The sequence below is a fragment of the Paraburkholderia aspalathi genome, assembly GCF_905220735.1.
In the GTDB taxonomy this organism is placed as follows: Bacteria; Pseudomonadota; Gammaproteobacteria; order Burkholderiales; family Burkholderiaceae; genus Paraburkholderia; species Paraburkholderia aspalathi.
In genome coordinates, this window is record NZ_CAJNBA010000001.1 from 2,313,568 (window position 1) to 2,332,384 (window position 18,817).

At 64.0% G+C, this 18,817-nt stretch carries 14 protein-coding genes; 9 read left to right on the plus strand and 5 right to left on the minus strand.

Annotation, left to right across the window (positions count from 1 at the left end; genetic code table 11):
* Positions 1-83 precede the first annotated feature (83 nt).
* A complete protein-coding gene (locus tag KHO30_RS10265) occupies positions 84-422 on the minus strand; it encodes a BON domain-containing protein (protein ID WP_054035360.1) in 339 nt (112 codons plus the stop codon).
* Positions 423-953: 531 nt separating this feature from the next.
* On the opposite strand from KHO30_RS10265, the gene KHO30_RS10270 reads away from it, so the two are divergent.
* The 6 genes from KHO30_RS10270 to KHO30_RS10295 all read left to right on the plus strand — a co-directional run bounded on the left by KHO30_RS10270 (position 954) and on the right by KHO30_RS10295 (position 7,727).
* Positions 954-2,435: an RNA polymerase factor sigma-54 gene (locus tag KHO30_RS10270; protein WP_093635841.1), complete on the plus strand. Its 1,482-nt coding sequence runs from the start codon at positions 954-956 to the stop codon at positions 2,433-2,435.
* Positions 2,436-2,571: 136 nt separating this feature from the next.
* Positions 2,572-3,759, plus strand: coding sequence for a pyridoxal phosphate-dependent aminotransferase (locus KHO30_RS10275; protein WP_211700765.1), 1,188 nt, complete (start codon positions 2,572-2,574; stop codon positions 3,757-3,759).
* Between the two features lie 194 nt (positions 3,760-3,953).
* Complete coding sequence (locus KHO30_RS10280) at positions 3,954-4,700, plus strand: FadR/GntR family transcriptional regulator (RefSeq protein ID WP_093635837.1); 747 nt, start codon at positions 3,954-3,956, stop codon at positions 4,698-4,700.
* A 303-nt stretch (positions 4,701-5,003) separates the two neighbouring features.
* Positions 5,004-5,747 carry a (Fe-S)-binding protein gene (locus KHO30_RS10285; RefSeq protein ID WP_211700767.1) on the plus strand — a complete coding sequence of 248 codons (744 nt, stop codon included), beginning with the start codon at positions 5,004-5,006 and terminating at the stop codon, positions 5,745-5,747.
* On the plus strand, positions 5,744-7,135 hold the full coding sequence (locus KHO30_RS10290) for a lactate utilization protein B (RefSeq protein WP_200573161.1): 1,392 nt from the start codon (positions 5,744-5,746) through the stop codon (positions 7,133-7,135). Before KHO30_RS10285 ends, KHO30_RS10290 begins: the two co-directional genes overlap by 4 nt.
* Entirely contained in the window at positions 7,122-7,727 is a 606-nt protein-coding gene (locus KHO30_RS10295) for a LutC/YkgG family protein (protein WP_211700768.1), read from the plus strand. The genes KHO30_RS10290 and KHO30_RS10295 overlap by 14 nt, the downstream gene beginning before the upstream one ends.
* Positions 7,728-7,746: 19 nt before the next feature.
* On the opposite strand, the gene KHO30_RS10300 is transcribed toward KHO30_RS10295, so the two are convergent.
* Positions 7,747-8,319: a TetR/AcrR family transcriptional regulator gene (locus KHO30_RS10300; RefSeq protein WP_211700770.1), complete on the minus strand. Its 573-nt coding sequence runs from the start codon at positions 8,317-8,319 to the stop codon at positions 7,747-7,749.
* 277 nt (positions 8,320-8,596) lie between these two features.
* Here KHO30_RS10300 and KHO30_RS10305 point away from each other — a divergent pair, with 277 nt between their 5' ends.
* The 3 genes from KHO30_RS10305 to KHO30_RS10315 all read left to right on the plus strand — a co-directional run bounded on the left by KHO30_RS10305 (position 8,597) and on the right by KHO30_RS10315 (position 13,627).
* Positions 8,597-10,369 carry a VRR-NUC domain-containing protein gene (locus KHO30_RS10305; protein ID WP_211700772.1) on the plus strand — a complete coding sequence of 591 codons (1,773 nt, stop codon included), beginning with the start codon at positions 8,597-8,599 and terminating at the stop codon, positions 10,367-10,369.
* Positions 10,366-12,642 (plus strand): ATP-dependent DNA helicase, encoded by a 2,277-nt coding sequence (locus KHO30_RS10310; RefSeq protein ID WP_211700774.1) that lies wholly within the window; start codon positions 10,366-10,368, stop codon positions 12,640-12,642. The genes KHO30_RS10305 and KHO30_RS10310 overlap by 4 nt, the downstream gene beginning before the upstream one ends.
* A 133-nt stretch (positions 12,643-12,775) precedes the next feature.
* Entirely contained in the window at positions 12,776-13,627 is an 852-nt protein-coding gene (locus KHO30_RS10315) for an alpha/beta fold hydrolase (RefSeq protein ID WP_211700775.1), read from the plus strand.
* On the opposite strand, the gene KHO30_RS10320 is transcribed toward KHO30_RS10315, so the two are convergent.
* The 3 genes from KHO30_RS10320 to KHO30_RS10330 all read right to left on the minus strand — a co-directional run bounded on the left by KHO30_RS10320 (position 13,566) and on the right by KHO30_RS10330 (position 18,805).
* On the minus strand, positions 13,566-16,223 hold the full coding sequence (locus KHO30_RS10320; protein WP_211700777.1) for a mechanosensitive ion channel family protein: 2,658 nt from the start codon (positions 16,221-16,223) through the stop codon (positions 13,566-13,568). The genes KHO30_RS10315 and KHO30_RS10320 overlap by 62 nt on opposite strands.
* Before the next feature lie 366 nt (positions 16,224-16,589).
* Positions 16,590-16,940 carry an NIPSNAP family protein gene (locus KHO30_RS10325; RefSeq protein WP_093635818.1) on the minus strand — a complete coding sequence of 117 codons (351 nt, stop codon included), beginning with the start codon at positions 16,938-16,940 and terminating at the stop codon, positions 16,590-16,592.
* 188 nt (positions 16,941-17,128) lie between these two features.
* Positions 17,129-18,805, minus strand: coding sequence for an MFS transporter (locus tag KHO30_RS10330; RefSeq protein WP_211700779.1), 1,677 nt, complete (start codon positions 18,803-18,805; stop codon positions 17,129-17,131).
* Between the last annotated feature and the right edge of the window lie 12 nt (positions 18,806-18,817).

The window sequence follows — 18,817 nt, forward strand, 5'->3', positions numbered from 1 at the left end:
AAGGAAACCGGCGCTCACAAGAACGCCGGTTTTTTGAAGCTGGACAACAACAGCAGCGAAGACGCTGCTGTTGTTCCGCGCAGTTATTCCGCTACGACCTTCAGATGGTTCCTCACGCTCGAGACGCCATCTACGCCCTTCACGACTTCCCCTGCTGCGGCCTTGTCGTCAGACGAAGGCACTGAACCCGTGAGCCACACCACGCCCTTGCGGGTCTTCACGTGGATGTGAGTCGATTTGACGTTCTTCGCGCTGAGCAGTTCGGCCTTGGCCTTGGTGGTGATGGTGCCGTCGTCGACGTGCTGACCGATAGTTTCGGATGCTGCCGACGGGGCCGAGCCGCTGGTTTGCGCCGTAGCGTTCAGAGCGAATGCGACACAAGCGATGCTGCCTGCGGTCTTCAGAAGTTGGATGGTCTTCATGGTTTCTCCTTCGGGTGTTGATAAAAAATGCGGTCTTGTTACCTGCGGTCGATCGCGGCCGAAACCGTTGATGACTCGCGTGGGGTCGTTGCCGCTACGGTTCCGTCAGGGCCCGTTATCGACACCGGACGATGGTCTATGCATGTGTTTCGTTTGCGTGGCTACGTTGCTGCTTGCGCTACCTCGCGATCGACTCGCGTGCAAAGACCCACGTCCGTCCACACCGTGTTGATTCGCAAGCTGTGTGCCCGGTACACCGCACGAATGCCCGATGCCGGGACAAGCCGTTGCTGCACCTGCGTTTAGGCTGAGGAATAGAGGGGCGGCCACGTGCGGCGGGCTGTTCGACGGTCCGTAAGGCCGGCGACCGGAAATTGCCGGGTCCTTGTAAAAAGGGCGCGCGCCCACTGCGCAATTGGCGGGCCTGAAAAGGCAAAACTTAGAAAAAACAGTGTGTTGGGCGAGCTGGTATGACAGTTGCTCTACTGAGGCCAGATACCTTTTCCAAGCTATTAACGGGACCTCACTACAATGCCGTCAATCGAACTACGCGCAAGGCAGTCCCTCGCACTCACGCCGCGTCTGCAGCAATCGGTGCGTCTGTTGCAGTTGTCGTCTCTCGAGTTCCAGCAGGAGTTGCGCACCGCGCTCGACACCAATCCGTTCCTCGAGTACGACTCGACCGACACGGAAGACGTCGCGCTCGCCACTGCAACGCCAGGCGATGACGTCGGTGGGACGCCCGCCACGGACACGGTCGCCGCGGCCGAACCTGAATCGTCACCGGTCGACAACAGCGCTGGCGACACAATGGAAAGCGCAGGGCAGGACGACATACCCGGCGACTTTTCGGGCGACTACAGCACCCGTAGTTCGACGCGCCAGAACGGCGACTCCGACAGTAGCGATCCCGCTGAATGGGCGCGTTCCCAACCGACCTTGCGCGAGCAGTTGCACGACTCGCTGCGTCTCTATCGACTCGACGACCGTGACCGCGCGGTGGCCCGTTTTATCATCGAGGCGCTCGATGACGACGGCTATCTGCGTCAGGAACTCTCCGAGCTCGCCGACAGCGTCGACCTCGAACCCGAACTGACTGAAGAAGAATTGCTGGTGGCGCTGCGCCTCGTGCAATCGCTCGATCGTCCCGGTCTTGGCGCCCGCTCGTTATCCGAATGTCTGTCGCTGCAGGTCAACGCGTTGCCCGCTGACACGCCTGGACGCGATGTGGCGCGGCAAATCGTCGACCATCACCTGGAGCGCCTCGCGCGTCGCGAACAGGCTGAACTGCAAAAGCAGATCGGCTGCAGCGCCGAGGAACTGCGGGTGGCCTGCGCGCTGGTGCGCAAGCTCGATCCGAAGCCGGGCAACAACTACGGCCGTACCGAAGACAACTACGTGGTGCCGGACGTGATCGTGCGTCAGGTGCGCAACAAATGGGCGGTGACGATCAACCCGGCCGTGCAGCCGCGCGCCCGCATCCATCGCATGTATGCCGAGCTGTTCGCGCAGTCGGCCGGTGCCAGCCGCTCGCCGCTCGCGCAGCAATTGCAGGAAGCGCGCTGGCTGATCCGCAATGCGCAGCAGCGCTTCGATACGATTCAACGCGTGGCCGAGTGCATCGTCGCGCATCAACGAGCCTTCTTCCAGTACGGTGAAATCGCGCTCAAGCCGATGGTGCTGCGCGATGTGGCCGAGGAACTCGGTTTGCACGAATCCACCATCTCGCGTGCGACCGGCAACAAATATATGGCCACGCCGCGCGGTATTTTCGAGTTCAAGCACTTCTTCCCGCGTGAACTCGGCACAGAAAGCGGCGGTACCTGTTCGGCCGCGGCCGTGCGCGCGTTGCTCAAGGAAATGATCGCCGCGGAGAACACGCACGATCCGCTGTCGGACGTGACGCTTGCGAAGATGCTCGCGGATCAGGGTGTACTGGTGGCGCGGCGTACCGTGGCGAAATATCGCCACTTGATGAAAGTGCCGCCGGCGGAATTGCGCCGCCAGGTTTAAACGCGTTGCCCTTCGGGGCCAGGGCTTCAGCGAAGCGCCACGCGAGTCTCAGTGCTCGCGTGGCGCTTTTTCGTATCTGGACGTTTCGCACGCGCCCCATTACATTGGCGGCTCAAGTCGAAACGGGGTGAGTTCCATGAAGTATTCGAATCTGGTTGAGCGTTTGCAGGGCAGGCGTACCTCGGCGTGGGAAATCCATCGTGTCGCTCAGCAGGCGCTCGCCAATGGCGAAGATGTGATCGTGCTGAGCGTCGGCGACCCCGATTTCGCGACGCCCGCGCCGATCGTCGAGCGCGCCATCGAAGCGTTGCGTAGCGGCGATACGCATTACAGCGCCGTGTCCGGGCGTGAGCCGGCGCGCGCGGCGATTGCCGAAGACCATGCGCGCACCACGGGTTGCGCCGTAAGCGCGGCCAACGTGATCCTGACTGCGGGGGCGCAGAACGGCGTGTTCGCCACCTCGTTGTGCCTGCTGGAAGCGGGCGACGAAGTGATCGTCCCCGAGCCGATGTACCTCACATACGAAGCCTGCGTGCGCGCCGCGGGCGCCACGCTTGTGCCGGTGCCGGTCGATCCGGCGCGGGCGTTTCACCTCGACTGCGACGCGCTCGAAGCGGCCATCACACCGCGCACCCAAGCCATTTTCTTCGCGACACCGTGTAATCCGACCGGCGTGGTGATGCCACGCGCCGATCTGGAACGCATCGCGCGGATCGCGTGCGAGCACGATCTGTGGGTGCTCTCCGACGAGGTCTATGCCGATCTCACGTTCGAGCGTGAGCACGTGAGCATCGCGGCGTTGCCAGGTATGGCGGAGCGCACGGTGACGCTCGGCAGTCTGTCGAAATCGCATGCCATGGCGGGCTGGCGCGTGGGTTGGGCGATCGGGCCCGCCACGCTGATCGAGCATATGGGGCGGCTCGCCTTGGCGATGCTGTATGGCTTGCCAGGTTTCATCCAGCAGGCTGCATTGACCGCGCTGCAGAACAAGGCGCCGATCGTCGCCGAGATGCGCGAGATTTACCGGCGCCGCCGCGATGTCGTGTTCGAGCGCCTGCACCGCGTGCCGGGCTTGCGTTGCCTGTTGCCGGAAGCCGGCATGTTCATGATGGTCGACGTCAGCGGCACGGGCCTCGATACAGTCGATTTCACCTGGCAACTGTTTCGCGCGCAAGGTGTGTCGTTGCTCGACGCTAGCGCCTTCGGCGAGACCGCGAATGGTTTCGTGCGGTTGGGTTTTGTGGTCGACGAGGCAAGCCTGATGGATGCTTGCGAACGGATTGCTGCGTTCGTCGGTGGATTGCCGGTGCGCACGAACGTGTAGGCTGTGAATAGGAAAGCCGCTGCTGTATGCGGCGGGCGCGGGCTAGCCTGGCAGGCAGCGGCAAGTCGTTGAACGGTATAATTCCTGCACTTTGACGCACCCGTTCGAAGGTGCGCTCATGCCGTCGTCCACGGCTTCGCCAACCAGGCTTCATCAATCAGGCTCCATTAACCAGGCTTCAACCCGCGCCGCCCATGCCATTTCTCCCGATCCAGTCCTTCACGCGCAAACGACTTTCCGACGTGGTGTCCGACCAGATCAAGCAACTGATCTCGGACGGCGCGCTAATGCCCGGTGACCGCTTGCCGGCCGAACGCGATCTGGCCACGCAGCTCGGGGTGTCGCGGCCGTCGTTGCGGGAAGCGTTGATCAGGCTGGAAGCGGACGGGTATATTGAAACGTCGGGGCGGGGCGGCTTCACGGTCGTCGACGTCACCGCGCCGATCATCTCCAAGCCGCTCGCCGAACTGTTGCTGCAAAATCCGCGCACCAGTGCCGATATTCTCGAACTGCGCCAGGGTCTCGAATCGATTTCGACGGTGTATGCCGCCGAGCGCGCCACGCCAGCCGATCTGCAGAAGATCACCGAGGCGTTCGAAGCATTGAAGGCCGGTTCGCAGTCGCAAGACCGTGTGAATCTCGCGGAACTGGATGCCGCGTTTCATCTCGCCATCGCGGACTCCACACATAACATCGCGCTCGCGCATGTGATGCACGGCATCCATACGCTGATTCGCGAAGGCATGCGCCAGTACCATCGTCTGATCGACTACGACGACGCGATGGAAAAGCAGTTGATGAGCCAGCATCAGGCCATCTACGACGCAGTCATCGCCCGCGACGCACAAAAGGCGCGCAAGGCCGCCGAGCGTCATCTGACCTATGTGCGCGAGATGTACAAGGACGACGCGGCGAGACCGTCGCCGAGCGTGATTTCCTGAGTTGCCGGCCTCTGGCCGACGCCTCATTTCCTGATTTGCTGACCTCCTGACCACCGCTTTTGCCCACGCGCGGGCAGCGGGTTGCGTGCGCCCATAACCGCGCTGAGGCCTGTCCAGTCTGCTTCACCAACGTTCTCGCGGTTGACACCGCCCGGCGACTTCCTTATATTTATTGGTCAGACCAACAATACCAGTCTTACTGACCGGCCGCGAACACGCTGTCGGCAGGAAACGCGTGCGCCGCCATGATTCCGCACTAAAGTAAGTGAATCAGCGGCCGCCGCATTTCATTCAAATGAGCCTATGAAAGTCGCCCTGTTTATCCCGTGCTTCATCGACGCGTTCTATCCCGAAGTAGGGATCGCCACGCTCGAGCTGCTTGAACGCTTCGGCATCGAGGTCGACTATCCGCAGGAGCAAACCTGCTGCGGCCAGCCGATGGCCAACAGCGGCGCGCACACCGAGGCAGCCGGCGCCGAGCGCGTGTTTGCGCGCAACTTCGCCGGCTACGACTACATCGTCGGACCGTCGGCGAGTTGCATTCATCACGTGCGCGAGCATCTGACCGCGCTCGAGCAGACTGATGAAGTCAGAAAGGTTCGCGCCAACGCCTACGAACTCGTCGAGTTTCTGCACGACGTGGTCGGTGCGCGTGAGTTTCCGTGGGCCGAGTTTCCGCATCGCGTGGGTCTGCATAACAGTTGCAGCGCGCTACGGCATCTGAAGGAAGCGTCGGTCTCGGAGATCTCCGCGCTGCCGTTTTCGAAACCGCGCACCTTGCTTGAAGGCGTGAAAGGCATCGAATTCGTCAAACCGTCGCGGCCCGACGAATGCTGCGGTTTCGGCGGCACGTTTTCGGTGACCGAAGAGCCGGTGTCGGTGCGCATGGGGCAGGACAAGGTTCGCGATCATCTCAACGCGGGCGCGGAGTACATCGTGTCGGGCGACATGTCGTGCCTGATGCACCAGCAAGGTTGCGCGGAACGCATGAAAACCGACGCACGCTTCATCCATATCGCGCAGGTTCTCAACGGAGCACGCGCATGAGCCGCATCGATCACGCGAAAGCCGCGGGCGCTTTCATCAGGAAGACGGAGCACGTCGCGTTTCACGACAAACGTCTATGGGATTTGCGTGAGAAGCGCGATGCGCAGGCGCACGGCATCCCGGAGTGGGAGACGCTGCGCGAACTGGCATCGGGCATCAAGGAACACACGCTGTCGCATCTGTCCGACTATCTCGAACAGTTCGCCGCTGCGGCCGAAGCAAATGGTGTCGTGGTGCATTGGGCCGCGACCGCCGAAGAGCACAATGCGCTGGTCCACCAGATCATGTCCGAGCGCGGCATGACCACGCTCGTCAAAAGCAAGTCGATGCTCACCGACGAATGCAAGATGCGCGAGTATCTCGAACCGCGCGGCATCACGGTGATGGAGACCGATCTCGGCGAGCGCATCCAGCAGCTCGATCATCAGGACCCGAGCCATATGGTGGTGCCCGCGGTCCATAAACTACGCGCCGATGTGGCTGAACTGTTCGGTCGAACCATCGGCACCGATCCGCAAAACAGCGATATTCACTACCTCGCTGAAAGCCAGCGGATGAATACGCGGCCGTATTTCGTGCGCGAGAAAACGGCGGGCATGACGGGCTGCAATTTCGCGGTGGCGGAGACGGGCACGGTGGTCGTGTGTACGAACGAGGGCAATGCCGACCTGTCGGCGAATGTGCCGCCGTTGCATATCGCGTCGATCGGTATCGAGAAGCTGATTCCAAAGGTGTCGGACCTCGGCGTATTTATCCGCATGCTGTCGCGCAGCGCGCTCGGTTCGCCGATTACCCAGTACACCTCGCATTTCCGTGCTCCGCGTCCGGGCGCCGAAATGCACTTCATCCTCGTCGATCATGGCCGCTCGGAGCGGCTTGCGATGGAGGATTTCTGGTATTCGCTCAAATGCATTCGCTGCGGCGCGTGTATGAACACGTGCCCGGTGTATCGGCGCAGTGGCGGCTTGTCGTATGGCGGCACGTATTCGGGGCCGATCGGCGCAATCATCAACCCGACCTTCGACCTGAAGCGTTATAGCGCGTTGCCGTTCGCGTCGACGCTGAACGGCAGTTGCACGAATGTGTGTCCGGTGAAGATCAATATTCACGAGCAGATCTACAAATGGCGAACGGTGATCGCAGAACGTCATGAGGTGCCATTCGTGAAGCAGGAAGTGCTGAAGATGGCGGGGCGCCTGCTTGCGAGTCCGACGCTGTATCGGGCGACAGTGTCGTCGATGGGCGGCGCGCTGCGGCGTTTGCCGAATTTCGTGCTGTATAACCCGCTCAACATCTGGGGCCGGCAGCGTGAGTTGCCGGAGGCGCCGAAGCTGACCTTCCACGCCTGGTACAAGAAGAATCGTGGAGGTGGCGATGGCAACGCGTGAGGCTTTTCTGGCGAAGGTGCGTGACGCGCAGCCGCCGGCGCGTCCACGGCCCGATGCGCCGCTGTTCGCTTCGGCGGGCGGGGACTTGCGGGCGCGCTTCACGGCAGCATTGCAGGCGATGGGCGGCACGTGCGTCGAAGCGCGGGCTGCGGGTGACGTGCTTGCGCTGATCCGTGAGCGGTTCGGCGATGCGGCGTCGGTGGCGTCGGCGACGCCCGAAGTGCCCGGCACGCGCGCGATCACGGCCGAAACCGAACCGGCGTCGTTGCAGGATATCGAGGTGGGCGTGGTGCGGGGTCGCTTCGGCGTGGCTGAAACCGGCTCGGTGTGGTTCAGCGAGCGCGAGTATGTGGTCAACTCGCTGGGGTACATCGTGCAGCATCTGGTGGTGCTGCTCGATCCGGCGCAACTGCTCGACGGTTTGCAGGACGTGTACCGTCGCGACGACTTCCGCGATGCGCGCTATGCGGCGCTGGTCACCGGCCCTTCGGCCACCGCGGATATCGAAGGCGTACTGATTCGCGGTGCGCAGGGGGTGCGATCGTTGACAGTGGTGTGGGTGGCGGCCCCGCAGGCACAGCGAGGAATCTAGCGCGTGAGCGGGCTCCCGCTCACGCCGCTTTGGCTTTGGCCGATCGCAGCAGAACTTCGGCGGCAGCCCAAGCCTGCGAAGCCGGCCCGGGATCATTTGCCGCGCGTGCGTTGACGGTTGCCCCGTCGAGCAACATCATGAAGACATCCCCAAGGCGTTTTGCCTCAGACGCCGGCATGAGACCCTGCAGCAGTTCCGCTATCCAGGTGGTCATCTTTGTCCGATATTGGATGGCCACGCCCGAGATCTTGGGGTACTCGGTGCCAAACTCCGCCAGTGCGCGTTCAAACAGGCAACCCGCGAATTCTGGCGTCGCGAACCAGTCGCCATACCAGTCGAAAATTGCCTTGACCCGTTCTTCCGGGACCTCAAGGGTCTGCAAACGGGCCTCGATACTGCCGACGATCAGCGCATAGCGTTGCAGCAGCACCTCGCGGATCAATTCGTCCTTGCCTGAAAAGTGGCGGTATAGCGTCATTCGCGCAACGCCGGAGTCGTCGATGATCCAGTCCACGCCGACGGCCTGGAAACCGTGCATCGAAAACAGTTGGGTGGCTTTATCGACGACAAGTTGTCGTTTGCTTGCACGCATGCAGATCACGCTCTCACTAGGGCTTGTTTCAAAAAATCTTAACACCAGACGTAACTCAGCTTCGTTGCCGTCTTTGTAGAACGATCTATATCATATGCGTGACATTCTGCCCACATATAGGAAAACGCGCTTTCGGGATTGGGCGGGGCCGGCCCAGGCGATTTCGGGCGACGACGACCAGTGAGCGGATTCTCCATGCGCATACGAAGCGGGTATCGACGCGTACTTATATTTTGATATCATCACTGTATAAACATACAGGTTTCGTAAACGCTCCGTGGCGACAGATGCTCCGTCGGACCCCCGTTCTGGTGTCCCTTATTACCTGCTGAACTTCGAGCGTGCGCTGGCGTGGCTCGCCGAGCGTTACGACGATCTGCTGGACGCGCGCGAACACGGTTTCCTGCGCGATTTCGCCGCTTTGCCGCAGCCGTCGCGCGCGTTGCTGGTTCGCATGCTGATGCGCAAGGGCACGCTGTTCCGCGCCAGCCGCCTGTCTTATGACGAGATCGGTTGCCCTTTGCAGGCGGCGGCGCCCCTGGCCGCGCTCGGTTGGGTCGACACGGAACCCGTTCTGACGCTCGACGATCTGTTCGCGCTCACCACGCGCCCCGAATTGCTGCTGATCTTGGCGGACGCCATCGCGTTGATTCCCGGCGCGAGAGGCTTGCGCAAACCCGATCTGCTGGAAACGCTGCGGCCGTTTTACGAAAGCGAAGGAGCGGGTGAGGGCGAATGCGACGAACGAGGCGCCACCGCGCATCCGTTGTCCGCGTGGCACGCCCAGACCACCGACCGCGTCTTCCACGTCGCCATCGCGCCCCTTTGCGAGCGTCTGCGCCTCATGTTCTTCGGCAATCTGCAGCAGGACTGGTCGGAGTTCGTGCTTGCCGATCTCGGCGTGTTCCAGTACGAGAAGGTCGCGTTCGCGCCGTCGTCGCGCGCATTCCAGCAACGCGCGGACGTCGACGTCTACCTCGCGTTGCATGCATGCCGCGAAGCGCTCGAATGGCTCCCCACGGGTGACGCGGAGTCAGAGGCAATCGACGAGCTCGTCGCCGCAATTGCAGCGATCGAAACCTCGAACCCCTGGCTCGAAACGCGTCGCGCGAAACTGCTGTTTCGTATCGGCCAGCATTGTGAGCGTCAACAGAACTGGCGCGCCGCGCTCGCTGTCTATGAGCGCTGCGCGTGGCCCGGCGCGCGCCATCGGCGCTTGCGAGTGCTGGAACGCAGTGAGCGATTTGACGAAGCCTTCGCCCTCGCTTTGCAAGCCGCTGCGAAACCTGAAAGCGAAGAGGAAGCGCAGCGCATCGAGCGCATGTTGCCGCGTTTGCAGCGCAAGCGCGGCGAGCGTGTGGCGCGTGTGGCTGCAGCTCGCCCGGTTGAGCGCAGCACACTGGTTCTGCCGAGGCCAGACGCGCCACAACCGGTCGAATACGTCGCCCGCGATCATTTGACTTGCGACGCGGCGCCGGTTCATTACGTCGAAAACGCGCTGATCAACTCGCTGTTCGGCTTGCTGTGCTGGGAGCCGGTGTTCGCGGCGCTGCCCGGCGCGTTTTTTCACCCGTTCCAGCGCGGACCGGCCGATCTGCATGCGCCGGATTTTCACGTTCGCCGCGCGGAACAATTCGCCGCCTGTCTCGCTCAACTCGACAGCCACGCCTATCGCGAGACGATTCTGCGGCATCTGCAAAGCAAGGCGGGTCTGCAATCGCCGTTCGTATTCTGGGGCTTGCTGACACCGGAACTGGTCGAGTTGGCACTCGACTGCCTGCCTGCCGCGCATCTGAAGCTATGGTTCGAGCGTTTGCTGCGCGACATCCGCGGCAACCGTTCGGGCCTGCCGGACCTGATCCGGTTCTGGCCGGCCGAGCGCCGTTATGAGTTGATCGAAGTGAAAGGTCCCGGCGACCGCTTGCAGGACAACCAGATCCGCTGGCTCGCGTACTGCGCACAGCACGGCATGCCGGTGCGCGTGCTCGACGTGCGATGGGCGGATGAAGAGATCGTCGCGTCGGAAGTCGTGACGGAGATCACGCCGTGACCTACGTGGTCGCCGTCCGGGCGATGTGCGAATTCACTGCGCGGCGCGGCGATCTGGATCTGCGCTTCACGCCCGCGCCCACCTCGCTGGAAGGCATGGCCGGCCATGTGACAGTCGCTGGGCGGCGCGCGAGCGGCTATGAAGCGGAGGTCACGCTGACCGGCACGCATCGCGGTTTGACGGTGCGTGGCCGCGCCGACGGCTACGACCCGGTGTCGAACCGGCTGGAAGAGATCAAGACCCATCGTGGCGCGCTCGAACGGATGCCCGCCAATCACCGCACGCTGCATTGGGCGCAGGCGCTGGTGTACGGGCACCTGTTGTGCCAGACCCGTTCGCTCGCTGAATTGACGGTCGCACTGGTGTATTTCGATGTTGGCAGTCAGAAGGAAACCTTGCTGACCGAAACGCACACCGCGCGTGAGCTGGAGATTTTCTTCGTCGAGCAGTGCGAGCGCTTTCTCGATTGGGCCGTGCAGGAAGAGGCGCACCGCGCCGCGCGCAATGCCGCGCTCAGTGCGTTGCAGTTTCCGCATGGCCAGTTCCGCAGTGGTCAGCGCGAGCTGGCGGTGTCGGTGTACCGCGCGGCGCGTGACGGCAAACCCTTGATGGCGCAGGCGCCGACCGGCATCGGCAAGACGCTGGCGACGATTTTTCCGCTGCTCAAGGCGTGTGCGTCGGATCAGATCGACCGTGTGTTCTTCCTGACCGCGAAGACGCCGGGCCGCGCACTTGCCCTCGATGCGATCGAGACGCTCCATCGAAGCGCCGAGCCGACTTCCGCGCGCTTGCCGCTGAGAACCCTGGAACTGGTCGCGCGCGACAAGGCTTGCGAGCATCCCGACAAGGCCTGCAATGGCGAGTCCTGTCCGCTCGCCCGCGGTTTCTACGACCGGCTCGACGCGGCACGCAGCGCGGCGTTGGCCGGACCGCGGCTCGACCGGGCGTCGGTGCGCGAAGCGGCGCTCGGGCACGACGTCTGCCCGTACTATCTCGCGCAGGAACTGGCGCGCTGGTCCGACGTGGTGGTCGGCGATTACAACTACTACTACGACAGCAGCGCGATGCTGTACGCGCTCACGCAGATCAATCAATGGCGCGTCGGCGTGCTGGTCGACGAGGCGCACAACCTGCTCGAGCGGGCACGGCGCATGTACAGCGCGTCGCTCGACCAGGCGGCGTTCCGGCTCGCCCGTAAAACCGCGCCTGCGACGTTGAAGAAGCCGCTTGAACGGCTTCAGCGCGAGTGGAATGCCGTGAAGCGCGCCCAGACCGACACGTATCAGGTCTACGCTGATGTGCCAGGCAAACTGCTTTCGGCCGCACAGAATCTGATCGGCGCGGTGACGGATCAACTCGCCGAAGCCCCGCTTTCTATCGACGAAGCCTCGCTGCGATTTTTCTTCGACGCCATGCATTTCGTCGCGCTGGCGGAGCAATTCGGCGAGCATTCGATTTTCGACATCACCCACACCACGGATCGCAACGCGCCGCGCGACAAAAGCAGCAGCACGCTGTGTGTGCGCAACGTGATCCCGGCGCCGTTCCTCGCAGGGCGTTACGCTGCCGCGCGTACCACGGTGATGTTTTCAGGCACGCTCAACCCGCATCATTTCTATCGCGACACGCTGGGTCTGCCGGAGCAGACGAGCTGGCTGGACGTTGAAGGGCCGTTTCGCGCCGAGCAGTTGCAGGTTCGGGTGGCCGGCAACGTATCCACGCGCTGGCGTGATCGCGAACGTTCACTCGTGCCCATCGTCGATCTGATCGCCAAGCAGTACGCCGCGCAGCCGGGCAATTATCTCGGCTTCCTGAGCAGCTTCGAGTATCTGCAGCAGGTGATGGGCTTGATGCGCTCGCGTCATCCGGAATTGCCAATATGGGCACAGGAACAGGGAATGGACGAGGCCGCGCGCGACGCGTTCCTCGCGCGCTTTCGCACCATGAACCAGGGCGTTGGCTTCGCGGTGCTAGGGGGCGCGTTCTCCGAGGGTATCGATCTGGTCGGGCAGCAGCTGATTGGCGCTTTCATCGCGACGCTCGGCCTGCCGCAGATGAACGACGTCAACGAGCAGATGCGCCGCACGATGGACGCGAAGTTCGGCAACGGCTACGACTACATGTATCTGTATCCGGGCTTGCAGAAGGTCGTGCAGGCCGCCGGCCGCGTGATTCGCACGGAACAGGATCAGGGGGTGGTGCATCTGATCGATGACCGGTATCGGCGGCCGGAAGTGCGGCGGCTGTTGCCGCGCTGGTGGCAGGTGCAATAAGCAAGCGCAATGAGCCGCTCATCGCTGGCTCGCAAGCCCATCTCTTTACCTCCCAGGTAATCGACCTGCCTACACCCGCCAGGCAAAGTGGCGGCACGGCACAACGATTCCGACCCAAGGTAAGGAGACTTCCATGAACGCGACCGCACCGTATCTCACCGACGAGCCCAACACGATCCGCACCGCCGATCACACGCGCCTTTTCTACCGCGATTGGGGGCAAGGCGCGCCGCTCGTGTTCTTGTCCGGCTGGACGCTGAATTCCGACATGTGGTCGTATCAGATGGAGCCGCTATCGCGCCTCGGCTGCCGCTGCATCGCTTATGACCGCCGCGGCCACGGCCGTTCGAGCGATCCCGGGCGTGGCTACGACTTCGACACGCTCGCCGACGATCTCGACAGCGTGCTCAGCACACTCGATCTGAACAATGTGACACTGGTCGCGCATTCGATCGCGAGCGGCGAAGCGGTGCGTTACCTGACGCGGCACGGTTCGGAACGCGTGGCCCGGATTGCATTCATCGCGCCGGCAGCCACGCCGTATCTGCTGAAAACCGAAGACAACCCGAACGGGATCGACGCCGTACTATTCGAGCAAGGCCGCCTCGCGCTGAGCCGTTCCTTCCCCGACTGGATCGAGGCGAATGCCGCGCCGTACTTCGGCCCGGGTGTGTCGCGCGCGCCGCTCGACTGGACGATCCGCATGATGCTGCAAACCTCGCATCAGGCCATGCTCGAACTCGCCCGCGTCCAAACCATCACCGATTTCCGCGCGGAACTGGCCCGCGTCGGGGTGCCGTCGCTCGTCGTGCACGGTGATCGGGACGCCTCTGCGCCGCTCGAGCTGACCGGACGGCCGACCGCGGCGCTGATCGAAGGCGCTTCATTGAACGTCTACGAAGGCGCCGGCCACGGCCTGTACTTCACTCATGCGGAGAAGCTGAACCAGGATTTGCTGGCGTTTCTGGGCCACCGGCCGGTTTAGGGTCGACCGGCACTTGATCTTCAACCGGCGCGTCGGCCTTGCCGGCCGCCGCTTTCAGCGAGGCGTCGGCAGGTGCCGTTGAAGCCGGTTCGCTCTTCGCAGCAGCGTTGGGGCCTACGTCCGGCGCGCCGTTCGATTCGACTTTGGCCGGTACGCTCTCAGGGTCCCACGTCAGCAAATGCCGCTGCGGGTTCGCGATTTCGATGCCGCGCGCGCTGAACTGGTCGAGAATGCGCCGGTTGAATTCGCGCTGCACGCCCCAGCGCGCGGTGTCGCGGCATTGGATCTGGCCGGCCAGCGTGACCGCTGAACCGTCCACGGCATCCACGCCCCAGAAGCTGAAGTCGGACAGGATGCCGTCCTTGAACTTCTCGTCTTCGCGCAGCGCGGCGCCGATTTCCTTCAGCGTGGCGATTGCCAGATCGACGTCCTCGCCGAACACGATATTCACTTTCACCGCGGCATTGCCGAGTCCGCGATTGGTGTTGTTCACCGTCGTGACCGAACTGAATGGCACGGTGAAGAGCGAACCGTCGCTGCCGCGCAAGCGAACGGTGCGGATCGACAGATATTCAACCGTACCCGATACGCCCGCGAGCGTGACCCAGTCGCCGACCTGCATGGCGTTTTCCATCAACAGGAACATGCCGGTGATGAAATCCTGCACCAGCTTTTGCGAGCCGAAGCCGAGCGCCACGCCGAAAATACTCGCGCCCGCCAGCAGCGGCCCGATGTTCACACCGAGTTCGCTCAGGCCGGTGAGCACCACGACCAGCGCGATCACGCAAAAGAGCGCGCTGCGCAGCATCGGCAGCAGGGTACGCAGACGTGCGGCGCGCACGAGGTCGCCGCTGGTGGTCCAACGGTCCAGCCGCCGTTCGATCGACACGTTGGCGCCTTCCCACACCACCAGCGCGATCACCGCGGCGACCCCGATCGTGACCAGCGCCGAAGCCAGCCGATGGCCGATCGACCCGGCCCGGAACAGTTCGCCCACGTCGACGCCCCAAACCTGCAGCAGCGCGAGCGCGGTGACAATGCCGATGAGCCACGCGACGACCCGCCGCAGCAGCGGGTAATAGCGGTAGGCATGCTGTTGCACGAGCGACTTCTCCGCGTCGCCCTGTACGTTGAAGAGCCGCGCCATGGCGCCGAAAATTACGATCGCGACGACTCGCGCGCCCACCAGAATCGCCAGCGTAATACCGCCGAGATGCAGCAGGGTGCGATAGCCGTTCTGCACGTCGAGCGCCCAGATGAACCACAGCGCCATCACCACGAACGCCGCGAATCCGGCCCACGCATCGGCGAGCGCGTTGCCGAACATTTCCAGCGATTCGCTCGCGGCAAAGCGCCTGCGGATCAATTCGCCGACCGGCTTCCTGCATTTCAGAATCAGAATCGAGATCATGATGTGGCCGGCGAGCGCGACCACTTTCATCAGCGCGAGATGCGCCGCGTCGTTCAAGCCGAGCGACTGCGCGATCTCCGCGATCGCCGAACCGGCGCCGACCACGGCGACGATCCGTACGATCCAGCGCTGCACGAAAGCAGCCCACGCATCGCTCATGCGCAACAGGCGCAGGCGGGGCGCGCTCGGCTGCAGGAAGAAGCCGCTGACGATCACAATCAGGCGGCACAGCACGTAGATGTCGATCAGCGAATCGAGCGCGCGATCTTGCGGCGTGCCGTCCTCGGTGACGATCGACATCAGTGCGCTCGCCGCGCCGACGAACACCGCCAGCGGCAACAGGCGCAGCACCATCGTCAGGAGCGCGCGCGGCAGGCGCTGCAGCAGCGTCAGGTGATGCACGGCCTTCTGCTCGCCTTTGGCGTCGGCGGCTTTGCCGGCGGTGGGCGTAGGCGTTGTTATGGACGCGCCGGGCTTCGCCGCCTGTGCCGTTGCATCGGCCGAAGTCGGTGAAACGGGCAGCGGCGGCGCGGCATTCGGCGCATCGGCCGGTTGCGGCTGGACGTCGGCGGGCAGGTCGGCTTGCAATGCCCCGTCTTCATCGCCACGTTCGCGGCGCGCGGCAAGAGCCGCGTACGCGCGGCGCAACAGGCGGCGCGCGAGCCATTCGAGCGCGAGCGCCGGCAGCAGTGCCGCCAGCAGCGACCATGCGACCTGGCCGAGCACGCCGCGCGCTTGCGGGCTGGTCGATTGCCAATGCCACCAGGCACGCACCGAAGCGAGGTCGAGCAGCGCGGCGACCGAACTGCGCAATGACTTGCCGAGGTGTACAGCCCAATGCGCGCCCTGACGCGCCAGTTGCGAGGCGAGGCCATTGGACTTGAAGGCGGCTGGGACGAGCGCGCTGGCGCTGCTGGCCGCGGCGGGTGCCGACGCAGCCGCGGCCGCCGAGGCCGGTGGAGCGCTGAGTGCGCCCGCTGCGGCGATCGCCTGTAGCGTGTCGCTGACTTGCGCGCGGCGTGTGGGGTCATTGAGGACGCTGAGGGCCTGGCGGGCCTGTTCGGGCGTCAGGGTAGGCGCGACGCCGGATGCGGCTGAGGCGGCGGGTTGCGCCGCGGCAGCAAAGACCGGCGAGGCGCTCAGAAGGAGAAAAATGACAAGCCAGGCTTGGAGTTTTTTGCGCATAGGGTGTAAGGCGGGGTACCAGGTGCGGACGGCGGTGCCGGGACGCGCAGGTCGATTCGGCGGGGTGACCTTGGACCGACACGCGTTTAGTCGTACAAGTTCCATCCGCGGCGGGTATTGGTGTTCACACGGAGGTTCGGCCAGTTGGTCCGAATTGTAACGTCAGGCAGCAGAAAGCTTGCCCGACCGAGGCGCAGTCCGCGGCGTAGCGCGCAAGGTCGCGCGGCTTGAAACCTACTGAGGCGGCAGGCGCCGTGGGACAAGCGGCCATGCGCGGACGCAGCCCCGCGCGGGGCTGCGTCGTCAAAAGGGTTGGCGCGAAAGCACACGGGCTCCGCACTACAGGGTGCTCAGGCCCGGCAATGCCTATTCCGTTGCTTCCACCGAATCCGTCGCGGCCACGCCGAGCGTGCCTTCGACCACCTCGGTGAAGGTGCGCTCCTCGCGCAGAATGAAACGCTTCGTCTGCGCAAACAGGAAATTTTCCCGGGCTTCGGCGTCGGAGCGCAGCCGCGCCCGATACGTTTCGTACGCGGCGAGGCTGTCGAACGCGATCAATCCCCAGGCGACGTCGTTGGTCCCTTCGTACGGCAGAAAGTAGCCGATCAGATGGCCGCCGCAGCGCGGAATAATGCGGCCCCAGTTGCGAGCGTAGTCGTTGAAGGCTTCGCGTTGGAACGGGTCGATCTGATAGCGGATGAAGCAGGTAATCGTCATGTGCAGGCTCCCGATCGGGTGGGGGTGGTTTGAAGCAGGTGAGTAGCAGTATGAAGACTGCTCGACTGCGACGTTTCACTGCGTTCTGAACGGTCGTTGAGCGGGGGGCGGCATTTAATGGCCGTGCTCAATGGCGGTATGAAGGCCCGCTCGGATCGCAAGCGGCGCGGTGCCTCGGGGCCTACCTCTTAACTTGGTGCCGTCGTTTTTCCACTAGCCTTGCGGATCGTCAACACCGCGAGCGCCGCGCCGGCCAGCGCGCACATCGCCGATACCAGCGCCACCGCCCGCAGGGCCGCCCCGAGCGCTTCGGCTTGCGCGCGCGCCACTTCGGCTCGTGTGGCGGCGTCCGTTGCGCCTGGCGCAGCCGCGCTCGCATTCATCGTGTCCTGCGTCAACCGTGCCGACTCACGCGCCGCTTGCGGCACGTTCGACGCAGCGAGCCGCGCGTCGAGTGCCGCGTCGTGCGACCACACGAACACGATCCCGAGCACCGCGATCGCCAGCAGACTCGCCACCCGAGCGACGGCGTTATTGATGCCCGAGGCGACACCCGTGCGGGCGGCGGATACGGATGTCATTACCGTCGTCGTCAACGGTGCGACGGTAATCGTCATGCCGAGCCCGAGCACGACGAGCGCGGGGAAGAAACCGCGCCAATAGTCGCTGCGGACCCAGGGCAGCGCGAGCATCGCAAAGCCAATCGCCGCGATCACCGGCCCGATACCCAGCAAGGCCCGTGCGCCGTAACGGCTCGTCAGACCACCGGTGAAACGCGACAGCAGGCCGATCGTGACCGGCACCGGCAGCAGAGCGGCCCCCGCCTCGGTCGCGCTATAGCCATACGCGCGGATCAGCGTGAACGGCAGGAAGAACAGCGCACCGCCCAGCCCGAAATAGAGCAGCAGCGTGACGAGATTCGCGCCGACGAAGTCGCGCGAACGAAACACGTCGAGCGGCATCATCGGATTGCGGGCCTTCGCTTCGAGCATCACGAAGCCGGACAGCACGACGAGGCCACCGAGGATCAACGCCAGCACCCAGCGGTCGCCGAAGCCGCGCGCCGAGGCGATGGTCAGGCCGTAGGTCAGCGCGGCGAGCCCTGCGGCTGCCGTGATGGCGCCCGGCAAGTCAAGCCTCGGCAGCGCTTGCCCTTTGTGCGCGGGGTCCGGGTCCGATGGATCGTTCTCCTGCCGGCTGTCCGGCACGGCGACGATCGCCAGCCCGATGGTTGCGCACGCAATCGGTACGTTCAGAAAGAAAATCGCCCGCCACGAAAACGCATCGACGAGCCAGCCGCCCGCCACCGGCCCGACCGCCGACGTGATCGCGCCGACGCCGGCCCAGGTGCCGATCGCCTTGCCGCGCTCCTTGTCGTCGAATACCGAGCCGATGATGGAGAGACTGCTCGGCACCAGCATTGCCGCGCCGATGCCTTGCACGGCGCGCGCCGCGATCAGGGCGCCGACGCCTGGCGCCAGGCCGCAGCCGATCGAAGCCAGCGTGAACAAGCCGATTCCCGCGATGAACACGCTGCGCCGGCCGAGCTTGTCGCCGAGCGAGCCGCCCACCAGCACCAGCGCGCCGAGAAACAACAGATATGCGTTGACGACCCACTGGATCGCCGCGACGCTCGCGCCCAGTTCGGTCTGGATCGACGGCAGCGCGACGTTGACCACGGAGCCGTCGATGAACGCCATGCTCGAACCGAGGATGGTCGCGGCGAGCGCGAGCTTTTTGCGCCGGCACGGATGATCGAAGCTGAGGGGCTGAGCGTGGATGGCCAACGCGTCGCACGGGCTCGCCTGGGCGGGGAGCGTGGAGGAAGGGCGGCGCACGAGCGCCGGGGCGTGCTGATCGGCCACGTCCACTCCAGG